Source organism: Anaeroglomus insulsum, assembly GCF_050689095.1.
In the GTDB taxonomy this organism is placed as follows: Bacteria; Planctomycetota; Phycisphaerae; order Sedimentisphaerales; family Anaerohalosphaeraceae; genus Anaeroglomus; species Anaeroglomus insulsum.
Genome location: NZ_JBOGCL010000002.1, coordinates 212,130 through 230,829 on the forward strand (window position 1 = coordinate 212,130; position 18,700 = coordinate 230,829).

Sequence of the window (18,700 nt, forward strand, 5' to 3'; positions counted from 1 at the left end):
CAGCCTTTAAAATGGCCATGTCCAGTTGCGTATTTCAGGCATATCTTCGCCATGTTCATAGATGTAATGCTTATGCTCAATGCGCTTATCCCGCATCTGCTGGCGTAGATAAGCGGCCTTGACTGCCAGGCCGGGCACGCGATCAATCACATCCATCACCAGATGATACCGGTCGAGATCATTCAAGACGACCATATCAAATGGCGTGGTGGTGGTCCCTTCTTCCTTATATCCCCGCACATGCAGATTGTCGTGATTGGTACGGCGATAGGTCAGCCGATGAATCAGCCATGGATAACCATGATAGGCAAAGATGATTGGCTTATCGACCGTAAACAGGGCGTCGAATTGTTTGTCTGAAAGCCCATGGGGATGCTCCTCTTTCTGCTGGAGGGTCATCAGGTCAACCACATTGATGACTCGAACACGCAACTCCGGAAGTTGTTTTCGCAAAATTGACGCAGCCGCCAGGATTTCAAGGGTTGGAATATCTCCGGCACAGGCCAGAACCACATCCGGCTCGCCGCCCCGGTCGTTACTGGCCCATTCCCAGATGCCGATCCCGGCGGTACAGTGCTTGATCGCCGCATCCATATCCAGATACTGCAAAGCCGGTTGCTTGCCTGCAACAATCACATTGACATAATTGCGGCTGCGAAGGCAATGGTCTGTAACCGACAATAGTGTATTGGCATCCGGCGGCAGATAGACTCGGACAATATCAGCCTTTTTGTTGACCACGTGATCAATAAAACCAGGGTCCTGATGACTGAAACCATTGTGATCCTGCCGCCAAACATGCGAGGTCAGCAGATAATTCAGCGAGGCAATAGAACGCCGCCACGGAATCTGGCTGCGCGTAACCTTAAGCCACTTGGCATGCTGGTTGAACATGGAATCCACCAGGTGGATAAAGGCTTCGTAACAGGAGAACAGCCCATGTCTTCCGGTCAGAAGATACCCTTCCAGCCAGCCCTGGCAGGTGTGTTCGCTGAGAATTTCCATCACCCGTCCGTCAGGACCTAAATGTTCATCGGTTGGAAGCTGGTCGGCCACCCAGGTCTTATCCGTCACTTCAAAAGCCGCCCCGAGACGGTTGGAGGCGGTCTCATCCGGCCCAAACAATCGGAAATTGTCGGGGTTATTTTTCATGATATCCCGAACAAAGGCACCCATAACCCGTGTGGCTTCAGCGGTAACGTTGCCGGGTCTGGGTACTTTGACAGCATACGCCTTAAAGTCCGGCATCTTGAGGTCTTTGAGCAGGACTCCGCCGTTGGCGTGGGGATTGGCCCCCATCCGCCTTGCCCCTTTGGGAGCCAATGCCGCCAGTTCAGGCTTAAACCGGCCCTCGGCATCAAATAATTCCCTGGGCTTATAGCTTTTCATCCATTTTTCTAACAGGCGAATGTGAGATTTTTTCTCCGCCAGTTCTGAAAATGGCACCTGATGCGATCGCCAGGTCCCCTCGACGGGCTTTCCATCCACCAGACGCGGGCCAGTCCAGCCTTTGGGGGTACGGAAAATAATCATCGGCCACAGAGGACGTTTAATCCCTTTCTTACTGCGGGCGTCGGTCTGTATTCGGCGGATTTCAGCAATTATCTTGTCAAGTGTTTCGGCCATTAGCGGGTGAAGTTTTTTCGGGTCGGAACCCTCGACAAAATAAGGCTTATAGCCGTACCCCCTGAACAGTTCCTGCAATTCCTGCTTGCTGATCCGGGCCAGCAGCGTGGGATTATTAATCTTATAGCCATTCAAATGCAAAATCGGCAGGACAGCCCCGTCGCGGGCAGGATTGAGGAATTTATTGGAATGCCAGGAAGCCGCCAGCGGCCCGGTTTCGGCTTCCCCATCACCGACCACACAGGCGGCAATCAGGTCCGGATTATCAAACACCGCCCCGTAGGCATGAGAAATGGCATACCCAAGCTCTCCCCCCTCGTGAATGGAGCCGGGTGTTTCCGGGGCGACGTGGCTGGGGATGCCGCCGGGGAACGAAAACTGCTTAAAGAGCTTTTTCATCCCCTGTTCATCCTGCGTCACGGCCGGGTAAAATTCTGTATACGTACCCTCCAGATACGTATTGGCAACCAAGGCCGGACCGCCGTGGCCGGGGCCTGCAATATAAATCATATTCAGGTCGTATTTGTCTATAATCCGATTCAGGTGGACATAGATGAAATTCAACCCCGGCGTCGTACCCCAATGCCCAAGCAGACGAGGCTTGATATGCTTGATAGACAGCGGCTTTTTGAGTAAGGGATTATCATATAGGTAAATCTGTCCGACGGACAGATAATTTGCCGCACGCCAGTATGCATCCAGTCGTTTTTGTTCTGCTGCCGTTAATGCCGTGGCCATATAGACTCCTTTCCATGCTCCTGAAACTGGTTATGCTGCAATTCCAGCAATCCATATTAGACCCTGTTTGAGAGCAGTACAAGAAAAAAATCACCCTTCTGATTGCTGCAATCAGGATTTAATGCGACTGACGACCGCATTTTTTGTGGGAAACCATGTTCTGGCATAGAACGGCATTCTGGCAGCGGCCCTGCTCGAATTCACTAATATTGGACAGCGTCGTTTCAGCAATCGCAGTCAGGGCATTATGGGTGAAAAAGGCCTGATGCCCGGTAATGATGACATTGGGAAACATCAATAACCGAGCAAAGACATCATCCTGAATAATCTGGTTGGACAAATCCTCAAAGAATAAATCGCCTTCTTCCTCATAGACATCCAGGCCAAGATAGCCAATCCGTTCGGTTTTGAGTCCCTCGATGACGGCTTTGGTATCGATCAGTGCTCCTCTGCTGGTATTAATCAGCATCACACAATCCTGCATTTTACCGATAGACTCGGCATTGATCAGATGATATGTCTGCGGGGTCAGCGGGCAGTGCAGGGTAATAATCCGGCACGTCCTGTACAATTCATCCAGCGATACATACCTGACACCCAGTTTCAGACAGTCCGGATTCGGATGAACATCATAGGCGTATAAATCGCACCCGAAGCCATGCAGTATCCGGGCCACAAGAGCGCCGATTTTACCCGTGCCGATAATGCCCACCGGCGTCTGGTACATATCAAAACCCAGCAGGCCCTCCAGTGAAAAATTACCCTCACGAACCCGTGCATGGGCCTTATGCGTCCGACGATTCAGCGCCAGCATCAGGGCAATCGTGTGCTCGGCCACAGCATAAGGCGAATAGGCAGGAACGCGGACCACCGAAAGTCCCAGTTTCTCAGCCGTATCCAGTTCCACGTTATTGAATCCGGCACATCGCAGGGCAATCAGCCGAACTCCCAGCTCCGCCAGGCGGGTCAATACCACAGCATCCAGAACATCATTGACAAACACGCAGACAACCTGACAGCCCTTGGCAAGTTCTACCGTATCAGGTCCCAGCCGCTGTTCCAAATAGATTATTTCATGGCCGAAAGCTTTATTGGCCATCTCGAAATATCGCTGTGTATAGGGTTTATTGCTGTATAATGCGATCTTCATTGCTGCACCTCTGCTGTTGATACGTTTGATAATGCTATTTGTTCTTGCTGACAGCGATCGGACTGGTAAATAGCTTTGCGTATCTGACTTGACAGCGGATTACGGTTTTTCTTTATTCTTTTTTCCGTAAGTTGCACCGCGATCCGGCGGCATAGACCGATGCCATTGAATCACCGCCTGGGTCAGTCGCTCGACCCGTTCAGGATACTCAGATGCGAGGTTCCGCCGTTCGGCGGGATCAGCAGCAAGATTGTATAGCTGAGCGTTTGACCCGTCATACTCACAAAGCAGCTTCCATTCGCCCTCACGCACTGCAAGATCAGGGAGGTCATCGATTCCGAAGATTGCATCCCGATCTGGAGGCCGGCGGAAAAACAACGGCCCCTGACGTGAGCGATTTGATCGGCCCGTCAGCACATCCTCCAGCGGCTGCCCATCAAACTGAACATCCTGCGGCACCTTAACCCCGGCAATCGCCAGCAGAGACGGAACCAGGTCGATGGCCGCCAGAAAAGAGTGTCGGTTGACCGTCCCTGCCTGTCTTGACTCAATCAGCCCCGGTCCCCACACAATCAGCGGCGAGCGAATCCCTCCTTCATACAGCATGGCCTTCAGGCCCCGCAGCGGTCCGGCGATACCGGCCCCCTGCTCTGGTCCGTTATCCGAGCAGAAGACGATGAGGGTATTGTTCCGCAGGTCCTCGTCCCGACGAATGGTGTCGAACAGAACGCCAAGCTGTCGGTCCATGGTATCCAGAACGCTGTTGTAGAGCGTCCGCTTCTTGCCGTCCCCCCGCATGTCCTCGGGTGGAAAGAAGGGAGAATGAACGTCATCAGGCCAGAGATTGATGTAAAAGGGCTTCTTGTGGGCGCGGGCTTTTTCGATAAAGTGAATCGCAGCCGCAACAAACGATTCGGTCACTTTGGAGCGGTCCTGCCAGGTGATGGGGCCGCGTCCAAGAGTATCGGAGCCAAGGGCATATTTCCGGGGACCTTTGCCGTCATAAGAGTCGCATAGCGGCAGAACACGGGGACCAAGCCCCTCGAAGTTGGTCAGCGACTCATCGAAACCATATTGGCTGATGAGCGGAGCCTCACCAATATCACGCTGGCCGCCCATGTGCCATTTGCCGAAATGGCCCGTGGCATAACCGGCTTCCTTCAGAAAACGCGCCAGCATCGGTGCGGCGGGGTCGAGCCAATGGGCGATGCCGCGTTTCTCATTTTCTGCACGGTCACTCAGGTAAGAACCGATGCGCCAGCGCTGCGGATATTGCCCGGTGGAGATAGCCACTCGGGAAGGCGAACAGATCGGGGAATTCACATAAAACTGTTCGAAACGAATCCCCTCGCTCGCAAGACGATCAATATTTTCAGTCGTAACGTCCCGCCCCCCAAAACAGGACAGATCCCCCCATCCCATGTCATCAATAAACACAACAACAATATTCGGTTGGACCACCTTCGGTTCGTCAGCCCGCAGCATGCTGACACCACCGCCCACTGCCGCAACAGCAGTTCCCATCCATTTCATAAATTCTCTTCTGGAATACACGAGATCGCAATGTCCTTTCTCTGCCTCACAGACAGGATTATTCTATGAGCAAAATCAGCTTAAGGTGAATATCTCTTCCCGCTATACCTAACGAAATGGCCAATGAGGCTCTATACATCCATTATGCATATTTGACTGGAGACCGCAATTTTTTACACAAAAAAATATTTTTGGGATTGACCTGAAATACAAATTGATGTATAGTTGTTTCTATGAATAGAAACAATACAAATAAGATCGTATCTTTTGGTTGGTGGCGCCCTGTTGGATAGGCCGACAGGATCCGAGGTTTCTATAGTCTATAACACGAAATAACGACCTGAAGGCTCGAAAATAGCATTCAGGTCTTTTTTTATTAATACACAATTGACATTACTCACAAGGTCTTGATTATGAACGAATTACAAAAACGCATTCACCAGGCCCGGCCGGGACAAATCATCCCCATTGTGCGTGAAATCGACATCCGATGTCCGGTAGAATACTTTGCCCGGCTGACTGATTATGGCCGGCGTAAACCATGCTGCCTGTTTGAATCAAGAGATTATTTGTCCGGAAGTGGAGCAGGTGAATTAACCTTTGCAACAGCACAGCCCGCCCTTTACTTAACCGGCAAAGGTACCCACTTTCGGATCGAAGCATTAACTCCTGCCGGGAAGCGTATTTTGAGATATCTGGCTTCAAACCCAAGACGCTTCTCCTTTTGCGACAGGGTCTCCTACGAACAGGATCGGATTGTCGGATCATTTAGTCTGCCACAGCAAACCCTCGATGAACAAAGTCGTCTGAAAAGCACTAATCAGATGGACGTCATTCGAGCCGTAGCATTTGCTTTCGAGCTGGCCAGCAAACCTTTCCGCATCACCTGCGGGCTGCTGGGGGCCTTGAGCTATGATTTTATCGATCAATTTGAAAAACTGCCGGCAAGCCGCTGTGATATCCTCGAAAACCCCGATTACGAGCTGTATTTTGCCGACAACATCTTCCTGATGGACCATAAAAAAGGACAGGGTTTTGTTGTCGTTAACGCCGTAGTCACCGATGGCGACCGGGACCAGATATATCAGGAAGCCATGGATACCTTTGATTTCTATACCAATAAAATACACAAGGAAATGCCGCAGCCCAGGCCTTGCACTGTCCCCCTGCCCGGTCCCGCTACCGACACCCCGCAGCAAGATTATGAAAACATGGTGCTCCAGGCCAAACAGCACATTCTGGATGGCGATATCTTTCAGGTGGTTCTGAGTCGGACGCATATTGAACCCTGCCCTGCCGAGGCGCTGGATGTCTATCGCAAGCTCCGAAAGCTCAATCCGTCTCCTTATATGTTTTATCTGAATACGGACAATACCGTACTGATGGGAGCCAGCCCGGAATTGAATCTGCGAGTCAGTGGTTCATCAGAACGCGTCGTGGAAATCCGCCCGATTGCCGGCACCAAACCCCGCGGTCGGGTAAACAACAAAATCGATCCCGATATGGATATGCGGTATGAAGCCGAGCTGAAACTGGATCGCAAGGAACTGGCCGAACATATGATGCTGGTCGATCTGGCCCGCAATGATATCGCCCGCGTTTCCAACCCCGGCAGTCGGGCCGTCAACGAGATGCTGACGGTGGAAAAATACGAATCTGTGATGCACTTGGTCAGTAATGTGCGCGGGATTCTCCGCAAAGACCTCGACGCCCTCAGCGCCTATCTGGCCACTATGAATATGGGAACCCTGACGGGGGCGCCGAAAATCGAAGCCATGAAAATCATTCGCAATCTGGAACATACCAAACGGGGCTATTATGGCGGCGCCGTCATGTATCTGACTGTGGATGGCCAGTTTGACAGTTGCATCACGATACGCAGTATGCAGATACGCGACCACAAGGCCTATATCCGGGCCGGTGCAGGAATCGTTCATGACAGCGTCCCCAAAACCGAATATGAAGAGACCGTTCACAAAGCCGGCTCATGTCTGAAGGCCATTCGCAGTGCCGTCGAAGACATCGCAAAACCGCACAAACAATAAGGAAATCCCAATGGAAAAACCAACTGTTCGAGTCCTGTTTATCGATAACTTTGATTCGTTCACCTATAATCTGGTGGATGAATTCGCGAAGCGACACTGTCCGACCAAAGTCTATCGGGCCGATACGCCGCTGGAAGAACTCAAGAAGGCCGCGCAGGAGTTTGGAGCTCAATTGCTGGTCTTGTCGCCAGGACCGGGTAACCCCGACACTGCCGGAGTAACACTGGCAGCAATTGACGCCTTCAAGGGACATTTGCCTATTTTGGGTGTCTGCCTCGGTCATCAGGCCATTGTCCAGTATTTCGGCGGTGTCATCAGCCATGCCCGTGAAGTGATGCACGGCAAACCGTCGCGCATCACCCACAATGGGCGTGGGCTTTTTGAGGGCCTTGAAAATCCCCTGCAGGTTGGACGCTATCACAGTCTTGCTGCGGTAAAAATGCCGGACTGTTTGGAAACCACCGCAGAATTCGAGGGAATTATCATGGGAGCCAATCATAAAACACTGCCGATTTATGGTGTCCAGTTTCACCCGGAAAGCATTTTAACTCCAACCGGTGGACGCATTATCGAAAACATGCTGGCGATTGCCTCAGCGTTTAAACCAAATCAATAAATTATCGGAGCCTCCAAGATGAAAAAGATTACCGAATATCTCGAGATTATTCTGGAAGGAAAAGACCTGAGTTTTGAACAGGCCCAAACCCTGCTGGATATCATTTTCACCGGCGAGGTCCCTCAGCTGCAGATTGCAGCCTTTCTGGCGGCCATGCGGGTCAAAAAAGCCGCCGTCAGTGAACTGGCCGGGCTGGCTTCTTCCCTGCGAAATCACGCCATCAAGGTCGAAACCGGTCTGGATAATCTGGTGGATACCTGCGGCACGGGCGGTGCAGCGATGAAAACCTTCAACATCTCCACAGCCGCCGCGCTGGTGGCGGCCGGAGCGGGGGTATATGTTGCCAAACACGGCAATCGTGCCATCACCAGCACCTGCGGCTCTGCCGACGTCCTGACGGCCTTAGGTGTCAATATCGCTCCCGGGCCGGAAAAAGTCGCACAGTGCATTCGTCAGGCACATATCGGTTTTATGTTTGCCCCTCAGTTTCACCCCGCCATGAAGCACGTCCAGCCGGTGCGGCAATCTCTGGATTTTCGAACAGCCTTTAATATCCTTGGCCCGCTGGCCAATCCGGCCGGGGCAACCGCCCAGGTCATGGGGGTCTCGGATGAATCTTTGATGCCCCGCATCGCCGAGACACTGAAGGTTTTGGGGGTCAAGCGAGCCATCGTGGTTCATAGTTGCGGGCTGGATGAAATCAGCACGATGAGCCCCAGCAATATCATTCACTTAGAAAACGGACAGTTCCGCAATGAATGCCTTGACCCGGTTTATCTGGGTATCCCCCGAGCTGACTATAATGACCTGATCGGCGGCGAAGCGGAAACCAACGCCCGCATCGTGAGGGATATTATCACCGGCTGCCAGAACGGGCCGCGAAAAGATATTGTGGTATTAAACGCCGCAGCGGCTATAATGGTGGCAGGTCTGGCAAAAGATTTTGCCGAAGGTATCGAGCTGGCCGATCAAGCCATCCACAGCGGGTCGGCAGCCAAATGCCTGGAACAATTAATTGCTATCAGCAACAGTTGAATACTCAGGAGACAGCGGCATTATGTTATCAATCAAAGTCAAAATCTGCGGTATCACCAACAGTGAGGACGCTCTTGCGGCAGTGGATCTGGGGGCGGATATGCTGGGTTTTAATTTCTACGAGAAAAGCCCTCGCTATATCCCCTATGAACAGGCCATCCAAATTATCAAGAAAATACCAACCTCCATTGACACCGTTGGAGTATTTGTCAACCCCACACCCACGGAATTAAAACGGATTGTCGAAGGAGGCTTCTTAAACTGGATTCAGCTTCATGGTGATGAAACACCGGAGTTTTGCCGCTCATTGACCTGGACAAATGCCCGCCTGATTAAGGCCATCCGCGTCAGAACCGCTGAGGATATCCAGAGAGCCTATCAATATCCCGTCGATGCGATTATGCTGGATTCTTATGATAAGAATCTCTATGGCGGGACAGGCAAGCCGTTTGACTGGTCGCTGATTGGAAACCTGCATCGCAGATTATTTCTGGCCGGAGGAATCAATCCCGACAATGCAGTTCAGGCCATCCAGATAGGCATTTATTGCATCGACGTCTGCAGCGGCATAGAATCCGCTCCCGGCAAAAAAGATCATATCAAAATGAAACAATTATTTGACAACATTCATCAGGCCACAGGCTGGAAGGTACGAGCATGAAACACAACGGACGATTTGGCCAATTCGGAGGCTTTTATGTGCCGGAAGTGCTGATTCCGGCCCTGGAGGAAATCGAACAGGCGTTTGATCGATTTCAAAACGACCCGCAATTTGTAGCCGACCTGAATACTCTCTATACCAATTATGCCGGCAGACCCTCCCCCCTGTATTATGCCAGACGCTTCAGCGAGTATGTGGGATTTCAGGTGTACATCAAACGCGAAGACCTGCTGCATGGCGGTGCACACAAGATTAACAATACCCTGGGCCAGGGGCTGTTGGCTCAATATATGGGCAAAAAGAAGCTGATTGCCGAGACCGGTGCCGGCCAGCACGGCCTGGCCACCGCAACCGTCGGGGCCTTGTTTGGCATGGAAACCAAAATTTTCATGGGAGCTATTGATGTCGAGCGGCAAAGCCTCAATGTCCATAAAATGAAACTGCTGGGAGCAGAAGTGATCCCTGTTCGCGGCGGAACCTGCACTCTCAAAGATGCCATCAACGACGCCCTGCGGTACTGGACATCCCATGTCGAGGATACATTCTATCTGTTCGGCACGGCAGGAGGCCCTCATCCTTACCCCACCATTGTCAAGCATTTTCAGTCCCCCATCGGCAAGGAAGCCCGCCAGCAATGCCTTGATCAGATTGGTAAATTGCCGGACATGGTCGTAGCCTGTGTCGGCGGCGGTTCCAATGCCATCGGCATCTTTAACGGCTTCATCCCCGACAACACGGTTCAATTAATTGGTGTTGAGGGCGGCGGCAAAGGCATTTCGACCGGCCATCATTGTGCCACCCTGTGCACAGGCACAGTGGGAGTCCTTCACGGAGCCAAAACCTATCTGCTCCAGGACGAAAACGGCCAGATTCACGAAACCGAATGCATCTCCGCCGGCCTGGATTACCCCGGCGTCGGCCCCGAACACGCTTATCTTAAGGATATGGGGCGTGCCCGCTATGTCCATGTCTCCGATGAACAGGTTCTGGACGCCTTTTTCCTATTGACACGTCTGGAGGGTATTCTGCCGGCACTGGAAAGCGCCCATGCCCTGGCCTGGGTCAGTGAACAAAAAGGCAAATACCCCAGCCAAACCGTCGTCGTCGTAAATTTGTCAGGCCGCGGCGATAAAGACATCGGTATCGTGGAACAACATCGACCTTTGAATAAATAAGGCACGCTTATGATTTCATACAAAACCATTTTTAATCAATTAAACAGGACAGCACTGATCCCCTTTTTTGTGCTCGGAGATCCGGACGAAAAAACCAGTCTGGATTTAATTAAAACAGCCATTGACGCGGGAGCGGATATTCTTGAGCTGGGAATTCCCTTTTCAGATCCGATTGCCGACGGCCCGACCATCCAGAAAGCCGATATTCGAGCTTTACAGGCGGGCATGACACCCCGAAAAGCCCTCGATTTGATCGCCCAAATCACAGCCTATAAAGCCATCCCTATAGGATTACTGGTGTATTACAACCTGATTTACCATTATGGCGTGGAGGCGTTTTTCAAAGACTTCAAACAGGCCGGCGGGACCAGTGTCCTGGTCGCAGACATCAGCATTGATGATGCTGACGAAATCACCCCTGCCGCCTTGTCTGCAGGACTGGAAACCGTTTTTATGGTAACCCCCAATACCCCCGATCACCGACTGCAGCAAATTGCAGACAAAACCACCGGATTTATCTATACCGTCTCCCTGCTGGGCACCACCGGACAGCGGAATACCTTATCCGCAGCAGTCAGGCCTCTTGTTGCCAAACTCAAGGCCATCACGGATAAACCGATTTGTGTCGGCTTCGGTATCAGTTCCGCCGACCATGCCGCTCAGGTTGCTTCGGCCGGGGCCGACGGCGTGATTATCGGCTCTCGCGTGGTTAAAATTATCGAAGACAACCTTGACAATCCTCAGACTATGAAACATCAGGTTGCAGCGTTTATCGCTTCGGTGCAGACAGCACTCCAAAAAGCATAAACCCCAAAACCATCTTTCATACCAATAAAAAACGGCCGCCTCAGCAGTCCCGGGCGGCCGTTGGTGTAATGCCTTGTTCAGCCTTAAACGTGAACCGGCTGCTCCTTATCCTGTTTGCGGAAGGATTCCAGGGATTGCGGCTCGGCAACCTTGCGATAGCCCAGTGCCTTGATCACTTCCAGCACTTCTGTCCAGGCGGGAAACGGACGCTGGTTGGCCCGTTTATACTGGTCAATGGCCATCAGAAATTCGAACTGTTCTTCCGTCATTTCGCCTTCTTCGGCACTGCGTCGCTCTTCGGTCCGACGATGACCAGGACCTCTGCGACGATCCAGCCCAAGACGGCGATCCACTACATTTTTCCTGCGTTCAATAAATCCGCGACGTTCTTCCTGATCGCCGGTCGTCGTGTTTTTTTGTTCTGTCATTCTGCACCCGTAGTTAAAGGTTCCTGATTTTCAAAAACGTATTAGTCTTCATCATCCCACTGTTCACTGGTCTGGCCATCGGAACCAAAGACCATATCAAAGAAATCATCACAGGCAGCCTGGCGAGCCAGAAATGTATACGCCTGTTCAAGATACTCCTCCGGCACCATGACGGCAACCTCAGCCATAGGCATCTTTTTTGTATCCGAAAGCGGCTCAATTGCCGCCGGAATGCTGTTTTCGAGCAACTGTCGCTTATATTGTTCAGCCAGCTCCATATCCTCGGCAAACGCCACCGTAACTAAATTTTTGAGGTCCGGCGGAGTCTCCAGTAGTTTTTTGGGTCTTCCCATAATCAGCCTTTCTTGACTTCTGAGGCCTCAATACAACGCATCAGACGCAGGTTGTTTCGGTCATTTCGGGGGATGAGTTAACGTGAAACAGGCTTGCGGAACCAAAATTCACGGGCAAAACACCAAAAACAGCTTCGCAAAATTCATAATTTGCGGTTATACGGCCTCCGAATGCAAAATTTTGTGTTTTTTTCAAATTTTTTTGTTGCTTTTCACCGTCAAGATTTACAAAATACCCACGAGGATTGCGTTTTACGCCTAAATCAGGCGATATTATTGGAACCACTTAACATGGAGGTAAACACAAATGGCAAAGAAGAAAGCCGCAGCAAAGAGCGCCAAGAAAGAAAAAGAAATGCTGATCGTCGCCAGCAAAGTCAAGGCCTATGTCAAAAGCAAAGGCATGATGACATCTTCGGAAGCACTCCCGGCGCTGAATGATTGCATCTACGCGATGCTGGATGCCGCTCTGGCTCGCACTGAAGCCAACAAACGCAGCACTCTGAAACCCCAGGACCTCTAATTGGGGATTCGACGACCCTGCCTTGAGTGGCTCGTCTGACATGACTCAACAGAAAAAGACCGTTTCAAAAGAAACGGTCTTTTTCTTCATAAAAGGACTTGACCACAGCAAAGCCTCAATAGATATAGTAGTATATATACATTACCTTTTAATATAGAATTAAATTCTGTTGCCCTGATTCTCTCATTTCAAATTTTTTCATAAAAAATTTATAGACGCTTCATCAAACCATCTTTATAATAATAGAATTAAAAATAAAGATGACATTTTATGTCTTAAGCTCTGGCTGAAAAATGGAATTTTCACATAAACATAAAGCATTGAGGCGAATCGGGGTTAAGCTATGAAAGTGTTCATGCTCGGCTGGGAGTTTCCACCGTTTATCAGCGGTGGCCTTGGAACAGCTTGTCACGGATTGACTAGGGCGATGAGCGATCTGGGCGTGGAAGTTATCTTCGTTCTTCCAAAACCATTTCAACAAACCGCGAGCAACCATGTACGCATGCTGACGCCTTTGCAGGTCAAACCGCAAACGGGAACATCCACCCAAATTGCAACCAGTTTTACTCAAAAAGAGCTCAAACATGTAACATTCCATGCCATTAACTCGGCTTTGCAGCCCTATGCTACACCACAGATGTATCAGCAGCAAATTGAACAGCTCATCCATCAGAAGGTCACACAGGAGCAGCTTAAAGCCATCGGCGGTATGGATGAGATTTGTCACTGGCTCAGCCAGGAACCCACTGTCATGGGACAGCCCGGCAATTACAGCGGCGATATGTACACCGAAGTCCATCGCTATGCTGCCTCGGCCGTTCGGCTGGCCATGCAGGAACAATTTGATGTCATTCATGCTCACGACTGGATGACTTATCCGGCCGGCATTGCCGTTGCCGCATTCACCGGAAAGCCCCTGGTTATCCATGTCCACTCGACCGAATATGACCGCAGCGGCGAGCATGTCAATCCGATGATTTACGACATCGAACGCCGGGGAATGCACGCCGCCCGGAAGATTATTGCCGTAAGCCACATGACCCGAAATATCATTTTGGCTCGTTATGGCATTACCGGGGACAAGGTAGAAGTTGTCTACAATGGTGTCGAACGCAACGGGGACGCCTCACAATACAACAAAATGGGCATTCGCAGCGACGAGAAGATCGTCCTGTTCCTCGGACGCATTACCATGCAGAAAGGTCCGGAATACTTTCTGATGTCTGCCCGTAAAGTCCTTGAGGTCATGGATAATGTCAAGTTCGTCATGGCCGGTTCCGGCGATATGATGCACCGAATGATTGAAATGGCCGCACAAATGGGCATCGGCGACAAAGTCTTGTTTACCGGCTTCCTCCACGGCAAAGACGTCCAGAAAGTCTTCCAGATGGCGGATCTATATGTCATGCCCTCCGTATCGGAGCCTTTTGGAATTGCTCCGCTGGAAGCCCTCAATTATGATGTGCCCGTGCTCATCAGCAAGCAAAGTGGTGTGGCTGAAGTGCTGCATCACGTATTAAAGGTTGATTTCTGGGACATCAACGAAATGGCCAACAAGATTATCGCAGTGCTCAAATATCCCCCCCTGCAGCTAACCCTGCGTGAGCACGGCAATTTCGAGGTTCGCAAGCTGCGATGGTCCGATGCCGCGAGGAAATGTATAAAAGTCTATCAGGAAATGACGCAGGGCGCTTGATCGCTTTGCTGAACAATAAGGATTGTTATGCCGTCGGTTTGTTTCTACTTTCAAGTTCATCAGCCTTTTCGACTCAGACATTATACGGTATTCGATAAAACACCGAATTATTTCGATGATTTTCGTAATGCGTCTATCTGTCGTAAAGTAGCCAACAAATGTTATTTGCCTACCAACCGGCTCTTGCTGGATATCATCCGGCGGTACGAAGGACGGTTTAAGATCGCTTTCAGCCTGACCGGAGTGGTGCTTGAACAATTTCAGCAGTTCTGTCCTGAGGTCATGAGTACCTTCGATGCCCTGGCACAGACCGGCTGTGTGGAATTTCTGGCGGAAACCTATTATCATAGCCTCAGTTTTCTGTACTCCCGCCAGGAATTCATTGAGCAGGTCAACATGCAGATGCAGTTGATCCAAAAACTGTTCGGACAGACACCTCGGGTCTTTCGCAATACCGAGCTGATTTACAACAATCAGCTTGCCGAGACTATCGAGGCCATGGGGAAATTTGATGCCGTAATTACCGAAGGTGCCGACCATGTCCTGGGCCATCGCAACAGCAATTTCGTCTATCGCCCGCCGAACTGCAAGCATCTCAAGCTGCTGTTGAAAAATTATTCGCTCAGTGACGATATCGCATTTCGATTCAGTAACCGCCAGTGGAATGAATATCCCCTGATGGCCAACAAATTCGCATCGTGGGTCAACCGCATCAACGGCAACGGTCAGGTCGTCAATCTCTTTATGGACTACGAAACCTTCGGTGAGCACCAGTGGCAGGATACCGGGATATTCGATTTCATGGCCCATCTGCCCCGGGAAGTCCTCAGCCATCAGGACAATGATTTCAAAACACCCAGTGAAGTGGCAGATGCCTACCCGGCTATGGACGTCGTCGATGTCCCGCATATCATCAGCTGGGCTGATACCGAACGGGATTTGTCGGCCTGGCTTGGCAACGCCATGCAGTCCAATGCCCTCCACGAGGTCTATCGTCTTGAAAAGATGGTCAAGCAGACACGGGACGATCAGCTTCTGGCAGACTGGAGAAAGCTGCAAACCTCGGATCATTTTTATTATATGTGCACCAAATACTTTGCCGACGGCGATGTGCACAAGTATTTCAACCCCTATGATTCACCATACGATTCTTATATCAATTATATGAACGTCCTGAATAATCTCAAGGCTCGCTGCGAACAAGCCTTGCCGGGACAGGCGACACAAAAGGATTCATCTCAATAGCGACAAGGGTTGACCAGTGAACCGAGTTCCTGAATTTATGGCCCAGACCAAGAAACACCTGCAAGGTACGACGATTCAGTTTAACCTCAAAAACGCCCCGCTGGAGCATGTAGTGGAGCGAGAATGGCTGCTGACCAACAGTCGGGCTGGCTTTTCAAGCAGCACCCTGGCCGGCTGCAATACCCGCCGCTATCACGCCCTGCTGGTTGGGTCCCGTACTCCCCCGGCCAACCGCATTAAAGCTCTGGCGACCTGCCTGGAAACCTTGCTTCGGAGCAACGGCCAGGAATTTTCTTTTAGTTGTTTTGAGTTCGATAAGGCATTTCACCCCCAGGGATATCAATATCTGACCGCATTTCGAAAAGATATCGGCGTTCACTGGGATTACCGCATGGAGTTTGCCGCACTGACCCGGTCGCTATATCTTCTTCCTGACAGCGACACGATAGCGTTGAGCTATCATTTTACCGAAGTCAAAGAGCCGTTTGATTTTTCCATCAGGCCGTTTGCCTCCATGCAAGACTTCCATAGCCTCCAGAATGAATCCTCCCATCTTTATTCTCTGTGGAATGACCAGGAAATCATTGTTCAAAATGACAGTCCCCATCATGGCAAGCTGCTGTTGTATTGTGATTCAACTCGGTTTGAACAGCATCCCCAGTGGTGGCGACGGTTTTTCTATCGTCAGGAACAGCGTCGCGGGCAGGATTGCTTTGAAGACCTCTGGTCGCCGGGCATCTTTACACGGCGAATCGAAAAACCCTGCCGACTGACATTCTGGGCATCATTGGCCGATGAGATGGAACCCAATAACAATCTGGATCAAATGGATCTCGATATTGTCATCGACAGTCTGACGCTCAAGCACAAAGAGTGGCTCAAAAAAGCCGACACCACTGAACCTGTCTGCAGCCAGCTGTTCATTTCCGCCGGCCAGTTTGTGGTGGAGCGAAATATCGGCGATCGCCCAACGCCAACAATCATTGCCGGTTATCCGTGGTTCCTTGACTGGGGCAGGGACACCTTTATTGCTCTGGAAGGTCTGTGCCTGTGTACTGGACAATATCTGACCGCTGCCGGCGTGCTGCAAACCTTTGCCAAAGCCGTCAGTGAAGGCATGATTCCGAACCGTTTTGACGATTATGGTCATGGAGCTCATTATAACAGCGTCGATGCATCACTGTGGTTTATCCATGCCGCCTTCGCCTATTTACGAACCACCGACGATCGCCAGACATTCAGCGGCAAACTGCTTCCTGCCATTAAATGGATCGTAGACTCCTATCGGCGAGGGACCCGCTTTGACATTCATGCCGATAAAGACAGCCTGATATCTGCCGGCAACGCCGATACCCAGCTGACCTGGATGGACGCCAAATGCAACGGGGTTGTATTTACACCCCGCTATGGCAAGGCCGTCGAAATTAACGCACTGTGGTATAATGCCCTGCGGAATCTGGAATGGTATTATCAGGACAAAAACATTGAGCAGACCGCCTTCTATCACTCTCTGGCCGAAGAGGTTCACAAAAACTTTCCCAGGGTCTTCTGGAATGAAAAATACAATTGCCTGTTTGACTGTGTCCTGCCGGATGGCACCGAAGATGCCAGTATTCGACCCAATCAAATCCTGGCCGTCAGCCTGCCCTATTCACCCTTGACCAGGTCGCAGCAGCAAAAAGTCGTTCAAGTGGTACAAGACCATCTTCTGACCCCACACGGCCTGCGAAGTCTCAGCCCGACGGACAGCCGATATGCCCCACGTTACGAAGGCGGCCCCTATGAACGGGATTCAGCCTATCACCAGGGAACCGTCTGGGCATGGCTGATCGGACCTTTTATCGAAGCCTATTTACGGGTTAACAATTTCACGCCGGAAGCCAAACGCCAGGCCGGTCTTTTTCTTGAACCGCTTCTGACGCATTTTATCGAGGATGGCTGCATCGGCAGTATCAGCGAGGTCTTTGACGGCGACCCGCCCCAGAAACCCAAAGGCTGCTTTGCCCAGGCATGGAGTGTTGCCGAAGTCCTGCGTGCCTGGATGCTGATTCATAAAGGCAAATAATCCCTCGTGCAGTGGCCTTCGCCGAATGGCGATGGAACTGACATTAAGCCTCGGATGAATTACTTGTGGGGTGTTCTGGTATATTAGTATCACCGAACTGACGGTATTTTCGATCCATTAAGAAATAAATTTTCTTAAACACATCAGACGGCAGCCTTTTTCGCAGCATCGCCCGTGCCTGTCCCACCGTGGTTCGCTGAGTTAAATGAGTAATCACAATATACCGGTTATTCATTCGCTCCAGCAGCGGCCCGAATTCATCAATATGCATATGACGACCGGCATCGGCCCGATCAGTATGTTCATCTTCAAAAAAAGTGCACTCCGCAATCAGAATCTGGCTATTGGCAACATAGTCCAGTTGCGAAAAATCCACATATGAGGTATCCCCCAGATATGTAACAATCGGAATTTCCAGCGGGCTGTCGATTGAAACGCCCTTCTTTTTGAGCTGCACCAGCTCCGGCCCGCTGAGATCATGATACTCCGGCCTGAGTTTTTTTCGTCGTTCAATCACACAAAAACCGATGGATTCCCGGGTATGTTTGGTGGGAAATGCACGCACAAACAGATTGGGTTTAACCTTATATTCATCACCTGGCCGCATCGGAACCAGTTGTGCCGGTATCCGGCTGCCATCCAGACGCCCCCAGGCCTGCAAGATCTGGTTCAGGGAATCGATCGTATTCGGCGGCGTCAACACCACTCCCGGGCTCATCTTCAAAAAATTCCGATGCGACAGGTAATACGCAATCCCCGCCGCGTGATCCATGTGGCCATGCGTCAACAGGATGTTTTGAATCGGAATTATCTGATCCGGCGCCTTGCCGATATCAAAGCACACATCCAATTGCGGCATCCCAATGACCGATTCCTCACCGGCCACAGAATACCCCAGTAAATCAAGACCATCTAACGTTATCTGTGATAAATTATGACTGGACATCTCACCTCTCAATAATAGTTATGGCCGCATAGTAGGCCATCTTGCCTATCCTGTCAAA

16 protein-coding genes are annotated in these 18,700 nt (G+C 50.9%); 10 read left to right on the plus strand and 6 right to left on the minus strand.

Annotated elements, in window-relative coordinates:
* Positions 1–6 precede the first annotated feature (6 nt).
* The 3 genes from ACQ9LF_RS03035 to ACQ9LF_RS03045 all read right to left on the minus strand — a co-directional run bounded on the left by ACQ9LF_RS03035 (position 7) and on the right by ACQ9LF_RS03045 (position 4,999).
* The gene (locus ACQ9LF_RS03035) at positions 7–2,364 is read right to left on the minus strand and encodes a phosphoketolase family protein (protein ID WP_462487889.1); all 2,358 of its coding nucleotides are present in this window, start codon (positions 2,362–2,364) and stop codon (positions 7–9) included.
* Positions 2,365–2,482: 118 nt separating this feature from the next.
* Positions 2,483–3,514, minus strand: coding sequence for a 2-hydroxyacid dehydrogenase (locus ACQ9LF_RS03040; protein WP_462487890.1), 1,032 nt, complete (start codon positions 3,512–3,514; stop codon positions 2,483–2,485).
* A 99-nt stretch (positions 3,515–3,613) separates the two neighbouring features.
* Positions 3,614–4,999, minus strand: coding sequence for a sulfatase-like hydrolase/transferase (locus ACQ9LF_RS03045; RefSeq protein WP_462487994.1), 1,386 nt, complete (start codon positions 4,997–4,999; stop codon positions 3,614–3,616).
* A 461-nt stretch (positions 5,000–5,460) separates the two neighbouring features.
* On the opposite strand from ACQ9LF_RS03045, the gene ACQ9LF_RS03050 reads away from it, so the two are divergent.
* The 6 genes from ACQ9LF_RS03050 to trpA are packed head-to-tail and all read left to right on the plus strand — an operon-like array spanning position 5,461 to position 11,386.
* Positions 5,461–7,092 (plus strand): anthranilate synthase component 1, encoded by a 1,632-nt coding sequence (locus ACQ9LF_RS03050; RefSeq protein ID WP_462487891.1) that lies wholly within the window; start codon positions 5,461–5,463, stop codon positions 7,090–7,092.
* A 10-nt stretch (positions 7,093–7,102) separates the two neighbouring features.
* The gene (locus tag ACQ9LF_RS03055; RefSeq protein ID WP_462487892.1) at positions 7,103–7,708 is read left to right on the plus strand and encodes an anthranilate synthase component II; all 606 of its coding nucleotides are present in this window, start codon (positions 7,103–7,105) and stop codon (positions 7,706–7,708) included.
* A gap of 18 nt (positions 7,709–7,726) precedes the next feature.
* Positions 7,727–8,743, plus strand: coding sequence for an anthranilate phosphoribosyltransferase (trpD, locus tag ACQ9LF_RS03060; RefSeq protein WP_462487893.1), 1,017 nt, complete (start codon positions 7,727–7,729; stop codon positions 8,741–8,743).
* A 22-nt stretch (positions 8,744–8,765) separates the two neighbouring features.
* Positions 8,766–9,404, plus strand: a complete 639-nt coding sequence (locus ACQ9LF_RS03065; RefSeq protein ID WP_462487894.1) for a phosphoribosylanthranilate isomerase — start codon at positions 8,766–8,768, stop codon at positions 9,402–9,404.
* Complete coding sequence (gene trpB / locus ACQ9LF_RS03070) at positions 9,401–10,579, plus strand: tryptophan synthase subunit beta (protein ID WP_462487895.1); 1,179 nt, start codon at positions 9,401–9,403, stop codon at positions 10,577–10,579. The genes ACQ9LF_RS03065 and trpB overlap by 4 nt, the downstream gene beginning before the upstream one ends.
* A 9-nt stretch (positions 10,580–10,588) precedes the next feature.
* Positions 10,589–11,386 carry a tryptophan synthase subunit alpha gene (trpA, locus tag ACQ9LF_RS03075; protein ID WP_462487896.1) on the plus strand — a complete coding sequence of 266 codons (798 nt, stop codon included), beginning with the start codon at positions 10,589–10,591 and terminating at the stop codon, positions 11,384–11,386.
* A gap of 83 nt (positions 11,387–11,469) precedes the next feature.
* Here trpA and ACQ9LF_RS03080 read toward each other — a convergent pair whose 3' ends face one another.
* Both ACQ9LF_RS03080 and ACQ9LF_RS03085 read right to left on the minus strand, forming a co-directional pair.
* Positions 11,470–11,814 carry a hypothetical protein gene (locus ACQ9LF_RS03080; RefSeq protein WP_462487897.1) on the minus strand — a complete coding sequence of 115 codons (345 nt, stop codon included), beginning with the start codon at positions 11,812–11,814 and terminating at the stop codon, positions 11,470–11,472.
* A 41-nt stretch (positions 11,815–11,855) separates the two neighbouring features.
* On the minus strand, positions 11,856–12,167 hold the full coding sequence (locus ACQ9LF_RS03085) for a hypothetical protein (protein WP_462487898.1): 312 nt from the start codon (positions 12,165–12,167) through the stop codon (positions 11,856–11,858).
* 307 nt (positions 12,168–12,474) lie between these two features.
* Here ACQ9LF_RS03085 and ACQ9LF_RS03090 point away from each other — a divergent pair, with 307 nt between their 5' ends.
* The 4 genes from ACQ9LF_RS03090 (at position 12,475) to ACQ9LF_RS03105 (ending at position 17,696) form a co-directional block, all read left to right on the plus strand.
* Positions 12,475–12,690 (plus strand): hypothetical protein, encoded by a 216-nt coding sequence (locus tag ACQ9LF_RS03090; RefSeq protein WP_462487899.1) that lies wholly within the window; start codon positions 12,475–12,477, stop codon positions 12,688–12,690.
* A gap of 343 nt (positions 12,691–13,033) precedes the next feature.
* Positions 13,034–14,386: a glycosyltransferase gene (locus tag ACQ9LF_RS03095; RefSeq protein ID WP_462487900.1), complete on the plus strand. Its 1,353-nt coding sequence runs from the start codon at positions 13,034–13,036 to the stop codon at positions 14,384–14,386.
* Positions 14,387–14,413: 27 nt separating this feature from the next.
* Positions 14,414–15,631, plus strand: a complete 1,218-nt coding sequence (locus tag ACQ9LF_RS03100; RefSeq protein WP_462487901.1) for a glycoside hydrolase family 57 protein — start codon at positions 14,414–14,416, stop codon at positions 15,629–15,631.
* Between the two features lie 16 nt (positions 15,632–15,647).
* Positions 15,648–17,696, plus strand: a complete 2,049-nt coding sequence (locus ACQ9LF_RS03105; RefSeq protein WP_462487902.1) for an amylo-alpha-1,6-glucosidase — start codon at positions 15,648–15,650, stop codon at positions 17,694–17,696.
* A 43-nt stretch (positions 17,697–17,739) separates the two neighbouring features.
* On the opposite strand, the gene ACQ9LF_RS03110 is transcribed toward ACQ9LF_RS03105, so the two are convergent.
* A complete protein-coding gene (locus ACQ9LF_RS03110) occupies positions 17,740–18,582 on the minus strand; it encodes an MBL fold metallo-hydrolase (protein ID WP_462487903.1) in 843 nt (280 codons plus the stop codon).
* Positions 18,583–18,700: the final 118 nt, after the last annotated feature.

Bases quoted from the DNA above. Each gene is read 5' to 3' on its own strand.
- ACQ9LF_RS03055 (WP_462487892.1), top strand. From the start codon at position 7,103: ATGGAAAAACCAACTGTTCGAGTCCTGTTTATCGATAACTTTGATTCG.
- ACQ9LF_RS03045 (WP_462487994.1), bottom strand. From the start codon at position 4,999: ATGCTGCGGGCTGACGAACCGAAGGTGGTCCAACCGAATATTGTTGTT.
- ACQ9LF_RS03040 (WP_462487890.1), bottom strand. From the start codon at position 3,514: ATGAAGATCGCATTATACAGCAATAAACCCTATACACAGCGATATTTC.
- trpA (WP_462487896.1), top strand. From the start codon at position 10,589: ATGATTTCATACAAAACCATTTTTAATCAATTAAACAGGACAGCACTG.
- ACQ9LF_RS03050 (WP_462487891.1), top strand. From the start codon at position 5,461: ATGAACGAATTACAAAAACGCATTCACCAGGCCCGGCCGGGACAAATC.
- ACQ9LF_RS03035 (WP_462487889.1), bottom strand. From the start codon at position 2,364: ATGGCCACGGCATTAACGGCAGCAGAACAAAAACGACTGGATGCATAC.
- ACQ9LF_RS03095 (WP_462487900.1), top strand. From the start codon at position 13,034: ATGAAAGTGTTCATGCTCGGCTGGGAGTTTCCACCGTTTATCAGCGGT.
- ACQ9LF_RS03080 (WP_462487897.1), bottom strand. From the start codon at position 11,814: ATGACAGAACAAAAAAACACGACGACCGGCGATCAGGAAGAACGTCGC.
- ACQ9LF_RS03085 (WP_462487898.1), bottom strand. From the start codon at position 12,167: ATGGGAAGACCCAAAAAACTACTGGAGACTCCGCCGGACCTCAAAAAT.
- ACQ9LF_RS03065 (WP_462487894.1), top strand. From the start codon at position 8,766: ATGTTATCAATCAAAGTCAAAATCTGCGGTATCACCAACAGTGAGGAC.
- ACQ9LF_RS03090 (WP_462487899.1), top strand. From the start codon at position 12,475: ATGGCAAAGAAGAAAGCCGCAGCAAAGAGCGCCAAGAAAGAAAAAGAA.
- trpB (WP_462487895.1), top strand. From the start codon at position 9,401: ATGAAACACAACGGACGATTTGGCCAATTCGGAGGCTTTTATGTGCCG.
- trpD (WP_462487893.1), top strand. From the start codon at position 7,727: ATGAAAAAGATTACCGAATATCTCGAGATTATTCTGGAAGGAAAAGAC.
- ACQ9LF_RS03100 (WP_462487901.1), top strand. From the start codon at position 14,414: ATGCCGTCGGTTTGTTTCTACTTTCAAGTTCATCAGCCTTTTCGACTC.